This window comes from Imperialibacter sp. EC-SDR9 (assembly GCF_902498805.1).
Classification (GTDB): Bacteria; Bacteroidota; Bacteroidia; order Cytophagales; family Cyclobacteriaceae; genus Imperialibacter.
This window is the reverse complement of sequence record NZ_LR701578.1, coordinates 162,218-177,279: the sequence shown is the minus strand read 5'-3', so window position 1 is coordinate 177,279 and position 15,062 is coordinate 162,218. Positions and strand designations below refer to the sequence as shown.

Genomic DNA, 15,062 nt, shown 5'->3' with positions numbered 1-15,062 from the left:
GATAATGTGACTTTATAGCCTTTCTCTTATTATAAGAGTAAAAAAGGCTATGAAAATCACCCGAAAACTAAATCAGGAGCCAGTCAATACAGGCTCAATGGCGGACATCGCTTTTCTGCTTCTCATATTCTTTCTTGTCTCCACCACCATCCTTCAGGAGAAAGGGCTCATGATTACGCTGCCGCCTGATAAGGAAAAGCAGGAGGCGATGCCAGTGAATGACAGGAACCTTTTCAAAATAAGCATCAACTCCAAAAACCAGTTTTTGATCCAGGACGAACCAAGAGAAGATCTTGCTGGGCTTAAGGAAGAAGTGAGAATGTTCATTTTGAACCCTGCCGCAGCCAGCGACCTGGCCGAGTCTCCCAAAAAGGCCATTGTATCGCTAAAGTCAAACCGTGGTACAGACTACGCAGCTTTTATTGGTGTGCTGGACGAATTGAAAGGTGCTTACTACGATATATATGGGGAAAGGGTAGGATTATCTGGTGACCAGTACAGACATCTCGACCTGGACAACCCCCGGCAGCTAGCCTTATACGAGAGGGGTAAAGAAGGGATACCGATGAACATATCCATTGCAGAACCAAACAAATAGCGCCATGAAGTCATTTAAAAGAAAAACCAGTGTGAATGCCGAGATTTCTACGGCGTCGCTTCCTGATATCGTCTTCTTACTGCTGTTCTTTTTTATGGTAACGGCTGTCATCAGAACAGACGAAAAGCTCGTAAAGTACGAAGTGCCCAAGGCGAAGCATATCAACAAGGCTGAAATGAAGACCCTCATCAGGGAGCTTCAGGTGGGCTTGCCAGCCAATGCCCGGCTAGGCTCGGAGCCTTTGATCTCCGATGGAAGCCACTACTTGAAGATCAACGAGTTGGTACAGTGGGTCAACCAGGAAAAGGCTACCTTACCGGAGGCTTACAAAGACCAGATGATCATTGTGCTGAAGGCTGATGAAGCAGTGAAGATGGGGTTGATCGCCGATATACAACAGGAACTGAGAAAGTCGAATGCAAGAAAGGTGCTGTACAGGTCGAAGGAAAATATTTAATATCCTCTGGCCCTCTTCAGCTTCACTATTCTGTCATAAGATTGCTTGATTCTTTCCTTTGGGATTTCTCCATTTTCCACCTTGCTTCGGATGATCTGATGGATTTGATTCGCCGAATATCTTTCTGTTTGCCCCACGTTGTTACAAATCAGCAGCATGTCCACTCCTGCGTTGATAGCCAGCTCAATGGCTTTGTCCATGCCATAGTGTTTGCTGATGGCGTGCATTTGCATATCGTCGGAGAAAACAACGCCGTCAAACCCGATAAAGTCTCTGAGGATGTTTTGAACAATTTTCTTTGAAAGTGTGGCTGGCAGAGAATCAGGATCGAGGTGTGCATTCACAATATGCGCCGACATCACGGCGTCCAGGCGGCCCTCGTCAATAAGCAGCTTAAAAGGTCTGATTTCGTCAAATTGCCAGCTATTGCTCACGTCGGCCATGCTGCTGTGCGTGTCCTTGCTGGAGCTGCCGTGGCCGGGAAAGTGCTTGATGGAAGTGACAATGCCTTCCTCCTGATGTGCTTTGATGAAAGCAGCTGCATGCAAGGCCACTGAATCAGCATTGCTGCTGAAAGACCTGCCGAGCTTTACGATGACAGGGTTGTCGGGGTTCACAGCCACATCCACTGAAGGGGCAAAGTTGAGGTTGAACCCTAGTTCTCGCAATTGCTCGGCCATGCGCCTGGCCTGTGCGTTGGTGCTGTCGGGAACGCCCTGCTTGCCCAGCTCTTGTGCTGATTGAGTGGTAACGAATCCATATTTTGGCTTAAGCCGGTTCACCCTTCCGCCTTCTTCGTCAATCGCAATCCAAAGAGGAATACCTGAGGCATATTTTAGCGTATTGTTGAGCTGTCGGAGATTCTCGGCAGTATTGGTCTTGGTCAGATTTTTCTCAAAATATATCACGCCGCCCACTTTGCCATCTTCAATTGCTTTCAGCAGCACATCTCCTTCTTTTATGGACTGCCTTTCCTCCAGACCAATCATGATCATTTGGCCAATCATAATGTCGAGGCTGTCTGTTTGCGCCACTACGTTGCCACACAGACAGAGGAATATTAATAAGCTATAAATGTTTTTCATTTAGTGGTGTCGATTATATCGCCAATGACTTCGGAAAAGTAAGTGCCGTTATAAGGTCCAAACCAGTTCATTGTTCTGGTTTCGTATTTGTTTAAATCGTACCACTCGTCTTTGGTAATGTAACCTATATAACCGCCGTTGAAACTGGTGACCATCAGGTTTTGTCCCTGAGCCCGGGCCATGCTGTCAAGTGGTGCCATTAGCTCTCCCGAAAAGTCGCAAGGTGTGCCGACCAAAAGGTTGTCTCCAATCTTCAAATAGCTGATGCCGGAGTCATAGTCGCCGAACAACCAATAGAACACCCACGGCCGGGCGGCAATACTCTCGGAAACCTTGAAACTTGGCTGCCTCAGCTCCAATGGCAAGTATCCACTCGAAATCGACGTAACGTATCCCGGCTGTATTAAAAAGCTAATTTGCGCAAACTGATCCGCAAGGTGCTCGGAAATGTATTCAGCTTTGTCCCATCCGTCAATTCCTTTTGGACTATTGGGCCCTTGACTGCCCACAGCACCAGCACCGTATATAACAAAGTCGGCCAGGGAGTCGGCGACAAACGTTTTTCGCAATGCAGCCGGGTAGTCGGCCGACAAGGCCAGGAAGCTGGAGGGCAGCGTGGTCGCATGCGCCGCAAACGTGGTAAACAAGGCACTTTTGCCGGAGTCTTTCACCACCTTCATCACCCTGAACCAGGGGTCAATAGAGCCTTTTTCTTTCACGAGGCGGTTGTAAATGAGCTCCCCGGCATCGAACGTGGCAAAGCCGATTCTGGCTTTTTCTTTGTTTTCTTCAGCGTCCTTGATGCTCTGTACCACGGCTTCAGCAATAAAATCAGCTACTTCCGGTTGGTAGGTGCCTGCAAACAACTTTCCTGTCAATCCGGGACTCCAGGCACCAATGCTGCAGTGCGAGTGTACTGCGGTGAAAAATGTATTTTGAATTGAATAGCCCAGCGTTGGCAGGAGCTTTCTAAGTCTGATGACTACCTCTGGTGGTGTAATAAGAAGATCAAGGCTTACGATTGCCGCTTTTGTTTTTCCGTTAGAAAATACCATCGTCTTCACCGCCACAGAATCATGAACGCCCTCAAAGTGAGCGCCTTTTCTTTTCCCATATCCAGCCAATGGAATTGATTCCGTGTAAACCAGCGACGCCTCTGCCCAGCCTACTTGCAGCGTATCGCCATTCGTATTTTCATAGGCAGCTTCCAAAGAGTCCATCCTGGCATGCATGGCCGCATAGTAGGACATTTCCTGATAGGGAGTCCTGTCAATCGTCGTTAGCAGGCTTAACGCCAGTACTAAAACAGCGCCTGCCACCCACGCCAGTACTTTGAGGAGGCGCTTCATACTAGCTAGCCACTATTCTGCGGAAGTAATTGATCTGACCGTAATGGTAGTTAAGGTGACCACTAAGGTGTATGAGGAAGTTTTGCGTCGTCATTGGCTTGCCGAAAACCTCAATAGGGTAGTTGCTGTGCAGTTGCTCTGACGTCATTTTAGCCAGCGTTTCAAGCACAGCCTTTCTTGTTGCCTGTAGCTCACTCGCTAGCTCGCTTTTGGGAAGTCCCTTTTTACCAAACTCCCCCTCTCTGTCTCTTACGAAAGGTGTTTTGCCAATAACTGCGCCAATAAAGTGTTGCAGGTTGCCTGCCAGGTGGAGGAAAAGATTGCCGGGCGAATTATTGATTTGCCCTACGGTTTTCCACAAAACAGCATCGGGTGTCAATTCGAGCTCTTTCTGTAGCCTATCTATATCTCTTTCGAAAAGCTCCATTAAATCTTTAACAACAGTTTCCATCGCTTCTTATTTTTGTATTCAAAGACTAAAATTCCCGGCCAGTTCTATGAGTGGTGTTGGGCTTTAGACCCGAAATTAAGACATTGGAAGAAAATACTACTTCAAACGAACGATTTACTTAGCCATATAACCAACCTTAACATGATGAAGAGAAATCTATTGATTCTTCTGGCACTTATTCCCACCATGCTTTTTGCGCAAAAGAAGGGCGCCAAAGAGAAAGCAGAACAAGTAGCGCTGGATGAAAAGCTTTACGCCGGACTTGAGTGGAGAAACATTGGGCCTACACGAGGAGGCAGGTCCACAGCGGTAGCCGGTGTGTTGGGCGACGACCAAACTTACTATATGGGCACGGTTGGTGGTGGGGTATGGAAAACAACCGATGCCGGCATTACCTGGAAAAACATTACTGATGGCTTTTTCAACACCGGAACGATCGGGGCAATTTCTGTAGCCGCATCCGATCCAAATGTCATCTACGTTGGCACGGGCGAGGCACCTATTCGTGGGGTGATGACTTCCAGTGGCGACGGCCTTTACAAATCGACTGACGCCGGAAAAACCTGGAGCCACATCGGGTTGGAGAACTCCATGCACATTTCTAAAATTGCTGTACACCCCACCAATCCAGATTTAATCTACGTGGGCGTTCAGGGTAATCCGTATGGACCAAGCGACAACCGGGGCGTTTACAAAAGCACCGATGGTGGCAAAAGCTTCAAGGTCGTGCATTTTGTCAACGAATTCACCGGTGTGAGTGACTTGAGCATGGACGAGTCGAACCCCAGGATTCTTTACGCAGCCATGTGGGATCATCAGCGGCTGCCTTGGTATTCGAGAAGCGGAGGCGCTGGAAGCGGCATATTCAAAAGCGTCAATGGCGGCGAAACCTGGGAAAAGCTTTCAGAAGGTCTGCCAAAAGTGGTGATGGGCAAGATTGGCGTGTCAGTTTCGCCAGCCGACGCCGAAAGAGTGTATGCGATTATCGAATCGGACGAAGGAGGCTTGTACCGTTCGGATGATGCCGGCAAAACCTGGAAAAACATGAATAAAGAGCGGGTGCTGAGAGCTCGCTCGTGGTACTATATGCATATTCAAGCCGACCCGGCAAATGCAGATGTGGTTTACGTGATGAATGCCCCGCTGCTCAGAAGCATCGACGGAGGAAAATCTTTTGTCAGCTTGCCGGTACCCCACGGAGATACTCATTCTATCTGGATCAATCCTGCCCGGCCCGCTAATATGGTCTATGGCGGCGATGGCGGCGCTGCTATTTCCTTTAATACTGGCAAAACCTGGAGTACGATTGAGAACCAACCCACTGCACAGTTTTACAGGATTAATGCTGACAACCGTTTCCCCTACTGGGTGTATGGTGGCCAGCAAGATAACTCTTCAGTGGCGATTCCAAGCAGCACTAATGGGCCAGTGATTGAATGGCAAGACTGGGTTGCCGGCGTAGGCGGCTGCGAAAGTGCTTATGTGGCATTTGACCCTAACAACCCAATACTGATGTATGCAGGCTGCTATCAGGGGATTATCGATGAGTATAACCTGGCCAGCAAAAAAACGAAAGGAATAAAAGCCTACCCGGAAAGCGGGCTGGGCGAACCGTCGGACGAAGTCAAATACCGGTTCAACTGGAATGCACCAATCATTGTTTCTCAACACAACCCCAACACAATTTATCACGCAGGTAACAAAGTACTCCGCTCCACCAACAGGGGATTGACCTGGGAAGAAATGAGTGGCGACCTAACCAGAAACGATTCCACAAAGCTGGGGCTCATGGGCGGCCCAATTACCAACGAGGCCGCTGGTGGCGAAATCTATCATACTATTTACTACCTGGCCGAGTCACCGCATGATGCTAAAGTGCTTTGGGCAGGAGCAGATGACGGCTTATTGCATATTACCAGAGATGCCGGAAAGACGTGGACGAACATTAGCCCTAAAGAGGCAGGTGAGGGAATGATTAACTCTATCGAAGTATCTCCACACACCCCCGGCACAGCTTATGTAGCCTTTACGAAATATAAATTCGGGGATTTCACTCCCTATTTATACAAAACGACAGACTACGGTCAAAGCTGGCAAATGCTCACAAAAGGTATCGGCGCAAAGGCATTTGTGAGAGTCGTAAGAGAAGACCCGAACCGCAAGGGGTTGCTTTTTGCCGGCACCGAAAGAGGCATTTACATCAGCTTTGACGCCGGGCAACAGTGGAGCCAGTTCAAGCTTAATTTCCCGATGACGCCGGTAACTGACCTCAAGATTCACCATAACGACCTGCTGGCGGCTACTTCAGGAAGAGCATTCTGGATCCTTGATGACATCACTGCTTTGCAGGAACTGACCCCGCAGGTAGCAACTACAGACGCCTACTTGTATAAACCACGGGAAGTGGTAAAAAGTGGTAATGCTTTCGATTTACCTAATGTGACTGTTGGCAAAAGCGCTTATAAAGGAGCCCTTATCCGATATCACCTGAAGGAAATGGGAGAAAAAGACTCCACTTTGTTAAAGCTTGAAATAGCTGATGCAGAAGGTAAGGTTTTACGAACTTTCAATAGCGCTTCAAAAAAGAAAGCAGAGCAGCTTCCAAAAAAGGCGGGCATGAATGTGCTGAAGTGGGACTTACGAGGTGAAAATATCGAGACAGCCGAAGGCGTATTTGTACCAAGCTTTGGTGGCGGGGGCATGTCGAGCTATATGGTAGGCCCAGGCACTTACACAATAACCCTGACCTTTGGCGACAAAACAATGCAGCAGGCACTCAACATACTTCCTGACCCTAGGGACGCTGCTACTCTGGCGCAGCATCGGGAAAAGCAGCAAGTGCTGGAAAGAATAGCGCTGGACATTGAGGACATATACCAATCGCTGAAAGACCTTCAGCAAGTGCGCAAGCAACTGAAAGCCATGGATGAAAGACTGGGCGATTCGGACGAATACAAATCGATCAATGACAAAAGCAAGGCCATTATAAAGAAAGTGGGAGCGACTGAAGAAAAACTGATTCAACCGAAGCAGGAGACATTTCAGGACGTGGTCAACTTCCGCAGCATGCTCGATAGCCAGCTGTACGACCTTTTGCAAACCATTGACGGGAATTCGCCCCCGCTTACAGACGGCGAGAGGGAGCGCTATGATGACCTGAAGGAAATCTGGAATACAAGGAAAACGGAGATCATGCAAATTTTAAACGATGATGTTCCGGCCTACAACAATATGCTGGAAGAGAAAGGTGTGCCCTACGTGGCTCCGAATAACGACAAGAAGGAAGAAAAGTTAGGGAGCTGATAATATCAACTATTGATCGACAAAAAGGCCAGTTGCAGTACTGGCTTTTTTGTTTTACGTACGAACTATTTATATTTATCGTACGTATTATCAACTATGGGTATAACAACTTCAAAACTAAGGCAGAACATTTACAAGTTACTTGATCAAGTGGCTGAAACTGGCGAGCCCCTGGAAATAAGACGAAAGGGAAAAACCCTCAAAATTGTAGTGGAAAATCAAGCTTCTAAGTTGGCTAACTTGAAAAAACGTGATGTGATTGTGGGAGACGCTGAGGAGCTTGTTCATATAGACTGGAGTAGCGAATGGAACAAGAAGCCTATTTAGACACACATGTCGTTATCTGGTTGTATGGGGGGGAAATTAATAAAATTTCGCCGAGAGCAATCTCAGTGATAGAAGAATCCAAACTATACTATTCTTCATTTGTAAGACTTGAGTTGAAATATCTCTTTGAAATAGGAAAGATAAAAGTAGCCTCAGATGTTGTTCTGAAGAGTTTGGAAATAGAGATAGCCCTTACTAATCGGGACAGCCCGCTGCATGTGCTTGTGAATAAAGCTATGGAACATTCCTGGACACGAGATCCATTCGATAGAATGATTGTAAGTCAAGCGCAATTAGAAAATTTTGTCCTGGTAACCAAGGACTCGCTTATTGGAGAAAACTTCGAGAATGCAGTTTGGTAATTTGGAGACTACTCCTTAGTCAGGTCAAGCGTGTCTACCAGATACTTGCCATTGAACGACTTCAGCAGCATGTAAACCCTGTAGGTTCCGTTGGGGTGCGAAAGTTGACCAATGGTGTAGAGCAAACCTTCCTTCGAATTTCCCTGGTGTATATAGTCAAATGATGAAGGAGGGTTTTCTTTGAAGAAATCCTTCATAATTATTTCGGCTTGTGTTTTACTGTAATTCGACTTTTCGCCGTCGACATTCAGCGAGACAGTTTCGTTAAAATAGCGCACAAGCTCTTTTGAAGAGCCAGCTTTAATAGCCGCTTTCACATTGCCTACTACCTCCGTTTGTGTTTGGCCAAAGGCCATGGTAGCAGTAAAAAGAAATAATATTGTAAACCGTTTCATGATTCTGAATTCAACAGTTGTGAGCAACAAAAATTGCGCCAACACTAGTCATATTTAATATAAATTCTATTTCCCAATGATTGTAGGTTGGAATTAAGAGCACTGATTTTTATTGTGTTATCCCAAAGTACTCATATTTTACAAAAGTTGTGGCAAAAGGGCTTGCCGAAGGATTTTCAGTTTCTTGTAAAGTTGAAGAATAGAGTACCGCATCATTAAATTTCCTTTCTTCAAATAGCTTTATTTTTTTCGGCCCGAAGTCCTTTTCTTGCTTTAGATAGACGATAAATTTCTGTTTAAGTAGACCGCTAAAAGCCTTACTTTTGGCTTTAACTTTCACGGTGATGTTCGCATTTTGATTCACTCTTCCTGAGAATGCAAAACCCTTACGCCTTTCTATCTTTTGAGGGAAGGTTGTTGGCCTTTCAATCGAAAGGTTATTCAATAGCAGATCTCTTGCTTCGGTTGCTTGAAGTTGTGCTTCCTGAAAGTTTAAGGGAAATTCATGCCGTTTTTGACCAAAGGAGATGCTCGCTTGAATGACAAGTGCAAGAATAAGTGGGATTTGGGTTTTCATGGCTTATTATAAAGTTAACGAATCTTTGGAGCTAACATAATCGTGCCAGAGTTACAAAAGAAAAAACGACAGCCGTATATTTGCCTCCATGAATAAGAAAGTAATTCTGATGATTTTAGATGGTTGGGGAATAGCTTCCAACCCGAAAGTGTCTGCGGTAGACGCTGCAAATACGCCATTCGTAGACTCACTCTATAAAAAATACCCGCACAGCAAGCTTCAGGCCTCAGGTCTGTTCGTTGGCTTGCCAGACGGGCAAATGGGCAACAGCGAAGTAGGCCATATGAACCTCGGAGCCGGAAGAGTAGTGTACCAGGATTTGGTAAAGCTCAACAAGGCAGTTGAAGAAAACACACTTGGTGATAACGAGGAGCTAATCAAGGCACTGGATTATGCCAAAAAGAACAATAAAAAAGTGCACTTCATTGGCTTGGTTTCTGATGGGGGTGTTCATTCACACATCCTGCATTTGAAGGGATTGTGCTCACTGGCCCATGAAAAAGGGCTGGAAAAAGTATTTGTGCACGCCTTCACTGACGGTCGTGACTGCGACCCTAAATCGGGGCTTGGCTTTCTGAAAGACCTTCAGTCGCATATGAAGAAAACGGCCGGAGCCATTGCAAGCATCACTGGCCGCTATTTTGCTATGGACAGAGACAAGCGTTGGGAGCGGGTGAAGCTGGCCTACGATGCTATGGTGAAAGGAGAGGGTAAGAAGACGGGCGACGTTTTGAAAGAAATGCAGGCCTCATACGATGAAAATGTTACTGACGAGTTCATCAAGCCGATCATCAATACAGGCGCCGCTGGGCAGCCACTGGCTGTTATAGAAGAAGGAGACGTTGTTTTGTGCTTCAATTTCCGTACTGACAGAGGAAGGGAGATTACAGAGGTGCTCACTCAAAAAGACTTTCCGGAGCACGGCATGAAGAAATTGCTACTCTACTATGTGACCATGACCAATTACGACGACACCTTCAAAGACGTGAAAGTACTGTTCGATAAGGACAACCTTACCAACACCATAGGTGAAGTGCTTGCAGCCCATGGCAAAAAGCAGATCAGAATAGCAGAAACAGAGAAATACCCCCACGTTACTTTCTTTTTCTCAGGAGGAAGGGAGGAACCTTTCGATGGAGAAAAAAGGCTCCTTTGCCCATCGCCAAAGGTGGCAACTTACGATTTGAAGCCCGAAATGAGCGCTGAAGACATTCGTGATGCCATTATCCCGGAGCTAAAGAAGCAGGAAACCGACTTTGTTTGTCTCAACTTCGCCAATCCCGACATGGTGGGCCACACCGGTGTGTTTGAAGCAGCGGTGAAAGCAGTAGAGACTGTTGACCGCTGTGCCGAGGCTGTTGTGACTGTGGCCCTTGAAAATGGCTACAGCACATTTATCATTGCTGACCACGGCAACTCCGACATGATGATCAATGAAGATGGATCACCCAATACAGCCCACACCACCAACCCTGTGCCATGTATTCTCGTAGACAACGACTATCGTGGCCCGATTAAGGACGGAAAACTCGGAGATTTGGCACCAACGATTCTTAAGATGATTGGCATTCCAAAGCCAGCAGAAATGACTGGCGAAGAACTTATATGAGGAATATTGTTATCGGCTCATTAATGTTGGGCCTGGCGCTGAGTGGCTGTGAAAGCAGCTCCTCAGCGACAAAAATCACAGCCTATTTTGACGTGGCTGGCTTGTTCACATCACAGGCTGATCGTATTGTGGGTACTTCATTCGAAAAGTCAGCCTCTATTGACAGCCTCACTGAGACGAAGACACTGAAGTTCGATAGCCTTGAATGGACTAAGGAATTGTCTATGTTCATTAATATGGACATCAACAAAGCTGTGCTGGTTGGGGCATTCAGTGAGGAAAAAGCTAATTTAGCTAATGGCAGCAGCGTTCTTTACAAAAAGAAGCCAGAGGTTGAATCTGGTGTGCAGTGGATGAAGCTTGAATATGATAGTCAGGGGAATGTGGTCGCTTTTTCAGGCAGGTTCGAAGAGGAAAACGCATTGTACCAAAACAGTCGTGAGCTGTCTGCCACCTTTGCTACCCAAAACGGGGTGTCCACTTTGGAAAGCTACAGCATCAAGGGCTTTCAAAAAATATTGATGAAGGACACAGTAAACTATCAAATTGAGTCAAAAGCGCTCAATTAGAGGTTTTTGAAGGCTTGCATGAATCCCATGTTTGCCTTTTTGTCTTTCACTATCATATAGGGTATCTCTTTGTTGACACGCAAGAGCTCAACGGCGACACTTCCCATAAGCATGGCAGCGACCATGGTTCTCCCCTTCGAACCGAGGATAATCATGTCGGCGGCTTGCACTTTGGCCTCCGTAAAAATCACATCAGCCGGCTTGTCATCTTCATCAAGGTTGAAAACTTGTGTTACATCCTCCTCGTTGATTTGATATGCACTTAAAAATGTCTTCATCTGCTTTTCGGCATTGTGCTTCATAATGATGGCAAAATCGACATACTGTTTGCCAGTGTAGTGATAGCCAACGGGAACCTTGTATACATTTTGAAGAAGGACATCCACATTTCCCAATTTTTTTAAGGCCATGGCCTGATCAACTGCCATGGCAGAGTTTTTGGAAAAATCGACAGGTACCAGCACCCTATCCAGTTTGAAAGAAGCGTTTTCAGGCACAAACAACACTGACGCATGGCAGATGGCAGTAATTTTTGCTGCATTGGTGCCAGCACCCTTCAAAGATTTTTTTAGCCCCATTACAATCAGGTCTATTTCCTTAACCTGCGACCATTTCAAAATCTGTTCAGTCTCGTTGCCATCTTTCACCACTGCCTCATAAGGCGTGTCACATTTATTCGCAAAATACTTGGAGGCCTCATCATTGATTCCTTTTTCAAGCGCCTCATCCGCCGGCCCGGTGACGTTCGGGAACATTTTCTTAATCTCTTCAGGAATCTCGAGTTTTTTGGAGACGTGAATAAAATAGACTTTTGCTTCTGGAAGCGCTTTGCAAAGATGAGCCGTATACTCCATCAGAGTCTGATCAATGGGTGACAAGTCTAGACAAACAAGAATTCGGTGAAGTGGGTACATGACGGATTGATTATAATGGCACTTTTGAATTAAAAGGATATTTGGCTCAAGAATAGCTTGTCCCAGAAATGGGTAGGCAAACTGAACAATATCCAAACATGAATATTTGTCATATTTCTGATAATTACAATGAATTTTATAAGAGCCGTTGATGATTTCCGTCAGGCCATCAAAATTGTCATTCGATTTCTCTCCCGATTCGGGGATTAGGTTCTTAACTTTGCACCGAACAAAACTTTTTGTTAGTACCCAATGTATTACTTAAGGTTTTTGAATATTATTTGATATAAGTAGCTGATGGCAAGAAGTAACTCACGGTTCTCCACACTTGAAAAAGAAGAGAAGCGTCCACTCAATAAAGATAATTTCAAAAAGCTTTTAGGTGTTTTCAGATTTATTTTGCCCTATAAGACTGGATTCATAGTCGGCTTGGTTTTATTGCTTTTTACAAGTGGCATACTGCTGTCCTTTCCTTATGTGGCTGGCAAACTTATCGATGTTGCCTCCGGCAAGGGATCCTGGTTGCTGAATGACATCACGTCGATAGCCCTCGCACTCATTGGGATTTTGCTGGTGCAAAGCATTGTCTCATTTTTTCGGGTGTATTTCTTCGCAACCGTGTCTGAGCGCACAGTCGCAGATATAAGAACCCATCTTTATCAAAAGCTTATCAGGCTGCCCATTACCTTTTACGACAGCAAGAGAACAGGAGAGTTGATCAGTAGAATCACTTCGGATGTGACCATGATTCAGGACACGTTTACTGTAACGCTCGCCGAGCTGATTCGTCAAACATCAATCTTGATCATTGGCCTTGGGCTGATTTTTTACACGATGCCGTCGCTGAGCGTTTTTATGCTGGCCACATTCCCGGTGTTGATTCTGGCGGCAATGTTCTTTGGAAGGTTTATTCGAAAAATGTCAAAAAAAACCCAGGACGCTCTGGCTAATGCCAGCGTAGTGGCTGAGGAGACACTCCAGTCTGTCCACACGGTAAAGGCTTTTACCAATGAACAGTATGAGATAAAACGTTACCGAGCCTCAATGTCGGCTGTAGTTAAGGTAGCCTTAAAGACCGCTACCTACCGTGCAGGCTTTATCTCTTTTGTGATTTTTGCCTTGTTTGGGGGCATCGTGGGCGTGATGTGGTATGGTGCCACGCTCGTGCAAAACGGAGAGCTGACGGTTGGTGATCTGCTTTCATTTGTGCTCTACACCACTTTCATTGGTGGGTCAATTGCTGGCCTCGGGGATCTGTTTGGTCAAATACAGAAGGCAATTGGTGCGTCGGAGCGCATTCTGGAAATTCTTGAGGAAACTGAGGAGGTCGAAAGCAAGGAGCAGGAATCGATCAATATAGAAGGTGAGATTGCTTACGAAAATGTGACCTTTAGTTATCCTACCCGTAAAGAAATGCCAGTGCTCAAGAGCATAAGCTTCCACGTGCCTCATGGCAGCAAGGTGGCGCTGGTAGGACAAAGTGGAGCGGGTAAGTCAACAATCATTCAGCTACTGATGAGGTTTTATCAGCCAGATACAGGAAAAATATTGATTGATGGAAAGGATAACCAATCGTATTCTATTTCAGCTTTGCGGAAGCACATCGGTATTGTGCCTCAGGAAGTGATTCTTTTCGGCGGCACTATTTTAGAGAATATTCGCTACGGTAAACCCGACGCTACAGAAGACGAGGTGGTAGAAGCGGCTCGTCAGGCCAACGCCCTGGACTTTATTTTGAGCTTTCCCGAGCAATTTGATACCATTGTCGGCGAACGGGGCATAAAGCTAAGCGGGGGCCAGCGTCAGCGGATTGCTATCGCAAGGGCTATTTTGAAAAACCCTTCGATTCTAATACTTGACGAAGCCACCAGCTCGCTGGATGCGGAGTCAGAACGACTGGTGCAGGATGCCCTGGAGAAACTCATGAAGGATCGCACAACGATCATCATTGCCCACCGATTGGCTACGATTAGAAAGGTGGATCGGATTTATGTGATAGGCGACGGGCAGATTACTGAGGAAGGGACTCACGACGAACTGACCACTGACGAGGAAGGTAAATACAGTCAGCTTGTTAAGCTGCAACTCGAAGTGTCCTAATGATAGTGAAAACCATTTTCAGTCTAGTCAGGAGCTTTGTATATTGTTCAAAAATTACTGTACAACATCCACCCGGTAGCTTACAGGAATGTCAGAAATAGTTTTAAAAGAAACACTAAAAGAACACCGGCTGCGAAACACGCAATGCAGAACGGATATACTTGCTATATTCTATGAGCACGATTTTGCCTTGTCCCACGCCGATATTGAGGACAGGGTAAGCGAACATTACGACAGGGTGACCGTTTACCGAACGTTAAAGACCTTTGTGGACAAGGGTTTGATTCATAAAGTACTTGATGATAATGGAGCTCAGAAATATGCTTTGTGCAATGCCGACTGCTCCGAAGACTTACATAAGCATGAGCATGTTCACTTTAAATGCATCCGGTGTGGGCTCACAACTTGCCTCGACGAATCAGACATTCCAGGAATAAAACTACCGGCAGGGTATGTTTTGATGGATGTAAGCATGCTGGTGACGGGCTACTGTAAGGACTGTCAGCAATAACTCAAACAGGCATTTCTTCCCGCTCTTCTTCGTCAATAAGTACTAGTCTTGGGTTGCCGTCTGGCAGGCAAACGCCAGGGGGAAGATCAATTTCCGGAGGCCCCTTGACAGTGATACCTCCGTCGTCGTCGTCGTCATGGCCGCCGACATCTTTATTTCTCTTCTTCATAAGAGTGACCATCAGATACACGAGTATCAGATAGGCAATCCCAACAAGGATAAGATCTAAAGTATAACCACCTAGCATACAGCTCTTTTATACAATGATTTTACAAAAAAACCGTAGTATTATCAAATTAAATGAGTTAATTCAAACAATTTCGTTTGCTTCAAATAGGATTTCCGATAAGGTCAGCTACCCTACTGATATTTATACGTATTTTGTGGGGTCTTTAAATTGTACATTTCCAATATAATCCACTCTTGTGACTCCTAGCATCGTTTTTTATATTGCC

16 protein-coding genes are annotated in these 15,062 nt (G+C 45.9%); 9 read left to right on the top strand and 7 right to left on the bottom strand.

From position 1 onward, the window contains the following. The first annotated feature begins 49 nt into the window (after window positions 1-49). The gene (locus tag GC130_RS07735; RefSeq protein WP_151997706.1) at window positions 50-598 is read left to right on the top strand and encodes a biopolymer transporter ExbD; all 549 of its coding nucleotides are present in this window, start codon (window positions 50-52) and stop codon (window positions 596-598) included. 4 nt (window positions 599-602) lie between these two features. Next, a complete protein-coding gene (locus GC130_RS07730) occupies window positions 603-1,055 on the top strand; it encodes a biopolymer transporter ExbD (protein ID WP_151997705.1) in 453 nt (150 codons plus the stop codon). On the opposite strand, the gene GC130_RS07725 is transcribed toward GC130_RS07730, so the two are convergent. The 3 genes from GC130_RS07725 to GC130_RS07715 are packed head-to-tail and all read right to left on the bottom strand — an operon-like array spanning window position 1,052 to window position 3,940. Beyond that, window positions 1,052-2,140, bottom strand: a complete 1,089-nt coding sequence (locus GC130_RS07725; RefSeq protein ID WP_151997704.1) for a glycoside hydrolase family 3 protein — start codon at window positions 2,138-2,140, stop codon at window positions 1,052-1,054. The two genes, GC130_RS07730 and GC130_RS07725, sit on opposite strands and share 4 nt — an antisense overlap. Further along, window positions 2,137-3,489, bottom strand: coding sequence for a neutral/alkaline non-lysosomal ceramidase N-terminal domain-containing protein (locus GC130_RS07720; RefSeq protein WP_151997703.1), 1,353 nt, complete (start codon window positions 3,487-3,489; stop codon window positions 2,137-2,139). The genes GC130_RS07725 and GC130_RS07720 overlap by 4 nt, the downstream gene beginning before the upstream one ends. 1 nt (window position 3,490) lies before the next feature. Beyond that, window positions 3,491-3,940: a DinB family protein gene (locus GC130_RS07715; RefSeq protein WP_193217804.1), complete on the bottom strand. Its 450-nt coding sequence runs from the start codon at window positions 3,938-3,940 to the stop codon at window positions 3,491-3,493. A 141-nt stretch (window positions 3,941-4,081) separates the two neighbouring features. Here GC130_RS07715 and GC130_RS07710 point away from each other — a divergent pair, with 141 nt between their 5' ends. The 3 genes from GC130_RS07710 to GC130_RS07700 all read left to right on the top strand — a co-directional run bounded on the left by GC130_RS07710 (window position 4,082) and on the right by GC130_RS07700 (window position 7,932). Next, window positions 4,082-7,243: a glycosyl hydrolase gene (locus tag GC130_RS07710; protein WP_226940403.1), complete on the top strand. Its 3,162-nt coding sequence runs from the start codon at window positions 4,082-4,084 to the stop codon at window positions 7,241-7,243. Between the two features lie 96 nt (window positions 7,244-7,339). Further along, window positions 7,340-7,570 (top strand): type II toxin-antitoxin system Phd/YefM family antitoxin, encoded by a 231-nt coding sequence (locus GC130_RS07705; protein WP_151997702.1) that lies wholly within the window; start codon window positions 7,340-7,342, stop codon window positions 7,568-7,570. After that, window positions 7,549-7,932 carry a type II toxin-antitoxin system VapC family toxin gene (locus GC130_RS07700; RefSeq protein ID WP_151997701.1) on the top strand — a complete coding sequence of 128 codons (384 nt, stop codon included), beginning with the start codon at window positions 7,549-7,551 and terminating at the stop codon, window positions 7,930-7,932. The genes GC130_RS07705 and GC130_RS07700 overlap by 22 nt, the downstream gene beginning before the upstream one ends. 8 nt (window positions 7,933-7,940) lie before the next feature. Here the strand turns inward: GC130_RS07700 and GC130_RS07695 are convergent, their stop codons facing one another. Next, window positions 7,941-8,327, bottom strand: a complete 387-nt coding sequence (locus GC130_RS07695) for a DUF4783 domain-containing protein (protein WP_151997700.1) — start codon at window positions 8,325-8,327, stop codon at window positions 7,941-7,943. A gap of 109 nt (window positions 8,328-8,436) precedes the next feature. Next, complete coding sequence (locus GC130_RS07690; RefSeq protein ID WP_151997699.1) at window positions 8,437-8,904, bottom strand: hypothetical protein; 468 nt, start codon at window positions 8,902-8,904, stop codon at window positions 8,437-8,439. 88 nt (window positions 8,905-8,992) lie between these two features. Here GC130_RS07690 and gpmI point away from each other — a divergent pair, with 88 nt between their 5' ends. Continuing rightward, on the top strand, window positions 8,993-10,513 hold the full coding sequence (gene gpmI, locus GC130_RS07685) for a 2,3-bisphosphoglycerate-independent phosphoglycerate mutase (RefSeq protein WP_151997698.1): 1,521 nt from the start codon (window positions 8,993-8,995) through the stop codon (window positions 10,511-10,513). Continuing rightward, the gene (locus GC130_RS07680; protein WP_151997697.1) at window positions 10,510-11,082 is read left to right on the top strand and encodes a hypothetical protein; all 573 of its coding nucleotides are present in this window, start codon (window positions 10,510-10,512) and stop codon (window positions 11,080-11,082) included. Before gpmI ends, GC130_RS07680 begins: the two co-directional genes overlap by 4 nt. Here GC130_RS07680 and GC130_RS07675 read toward each other — a convergent pair. Continuing rightward, on the bottom strand, window positions 11,079-11,996 hold the full coding sequence (locus GC130_RS07675; protein WP_151997696.1) for a universal stress protein: 918 nt from the start codon (window positions 11,994-11,996) through the stop codon (window positions 11,079-11,081). The two genes, GC130_RS07680 and GC130_RS07675, sit on opposite strands and share 4 nt — an antisense overlap. A gap of 297 nt (window positions 11,997-12,293) precedes the next feature. Between GC130_RS07675 and GC130_RS07670 the strand changes: the two genes are divergently transcribed. Both GC130_RS07670 and GC130_RS07665 read left to right on the top strand, forming a co-directional pair. Next, window positions 12,294-14,096 carry an ABC transporter ATP-binding protein gene (locus GC130_RS07670; RefSeq protein WP_151997695.1) on the top strand — a complete coding sequence of 601 codons (1,803 nt, stop codon included), beginning with the start codon at window positions 12,294-12,296 and terminating at the stop codon, window positions 14,094-14,096. An 88-nt stretch (window positions 14,097-14,184) separates the two neighbouring features. Further along, a complete protein-coding gene (locus tag GC130_RS07665; protein ID WP_151997694.1) occupies window positions 14,185-14,607 on the top strand; it encodes a Fur family transcriptional regulator in 423 nt (140 codons plus the stop codon). 1 nt (window position 14,608) lies between these two features. Here GC130_RS07665 and GC130_RS07660 read toward each other — a convergent pair whose 3' ends face one another. Next, a complete protein-coding gene (locus GC130_RS07660) occupies window positions 14,609-14,776 on the bottom strand; it encodes a hypothetical protein (protein WP_226940402.1) in 168 nt (55 codons plus the stop codon). Window positions 14,777-15,062 lie beyond the last annotated feature (286 nt).

Bases quoted from the DNA above. Each gene is read 5' to 3' on its own strand.
- GC130_RS07735 (WP_151997706.1), top strand. From the start codon at position 50: ATGAAAATCACCCGAAAACTAAATCAGGAGCCAGTCAATACAGGCTCA.
- GC130_RS07730 (WP_151997705.1), top strand. From the start codon at position 603: ATGAAGTCATTTAAAAGAAAAACCAGTGTGAATGCCGAGATTTCTACG.
- GC130_RS07725 (WP_151997704.1), bottom strand. From the start codon at position 2,140: ATGAAAAACATTTATAGCTTATTAATATTCCTCTGTCTGTGTGGCAAC.
- GC130_RS07720 (WP_151997703.1), bottom strand. From the start codon at position 3,489: ATGAAGCGCCTCCTCAAAGTACTGGCGTGGGTGGCAGGCGCTGTTTTA.
- GC130_RS07715 (WP_193217804.1), bottom strand. From the start codon at position 3,940: ATGGAAACTGTTGTTAAAGATTTAATGGAGCTTTTCGAAAGAGATATA.
- GC130_RS07710 (WP_226940403.1), top strand. From the start codon at position 4,082: ATGATGAAGAGAAATCTATTGATTCTTCTGGCACTTATTCCCACCATG.
- GC130_RS07705 (WP_151997702.1), top strand. From the start codon at position 7,340: ATGGGTATAACAACTTCAAAACTAAGGCAGAACATTTACAAGTTACTT.
- GC130_RS07700 (WP_151997701.1), top strand. From the start codon at position 7,549: ATGGAACAAGAAGCCTATTTAGACACACATGTCGTTATCTGGTTGTAT.
- GC130_RS07695 (WP_151997700.1), bottom strand. From the start codon at position 8,327: ATGAAACGGTTTACAATATTATTTCTTTTTACTGCTACCATGGCCTTT.
- GC130_RS07690 (WP_151997699.1), bottom strand. From the start codon at position 8,904: ATGAAAACCCAAATCCCACTTATTCTTGCACTTGTCATTCAAGCGAGC.
- gpmI (WP_151997698.1), top strand. From the start codon at position 8,993: ATGAATAAGAAAGTAATTCTGATGATTTTAGATGGTTGGGGAATAGCT.
- GC130_RS07680 (WP_151997697.1), top strand. From the start codon at position 10,510: ATGAGGAATATTGTTATCGGCTCATTAATGTTGGGCCTGGCGCTGAGT.
- GC130_RS07675 (WP_151997696.1), bottom strand. From the start codon at position 11,996: ATGTACCCACTTCACCGAATTCTTGTTTGTCTAGACTTGTCACCCATT.
- GC130_RS07670 (WP_151997695.1), top strand. From the start codon at position 12,294: ATGGCAAGAAGTAACTCACGGTTCTCCACACTTGAAAAAGAAGAGAAG.
- GC130_RS07665 (WP_151997694.1), top strand. From the start codon at position 14,185: ATGTCAGAAATAGTTTTAAAAGAAACACTAAAAGAACACCGGCTGCGA.
- GC130_RS07660 (WP_226940402.1), bottom strand. From the start codon at position 14,776: ATGAAGAAGAGAAATAAAGATGTCGGCGGCCATGACGACGACGACGAC.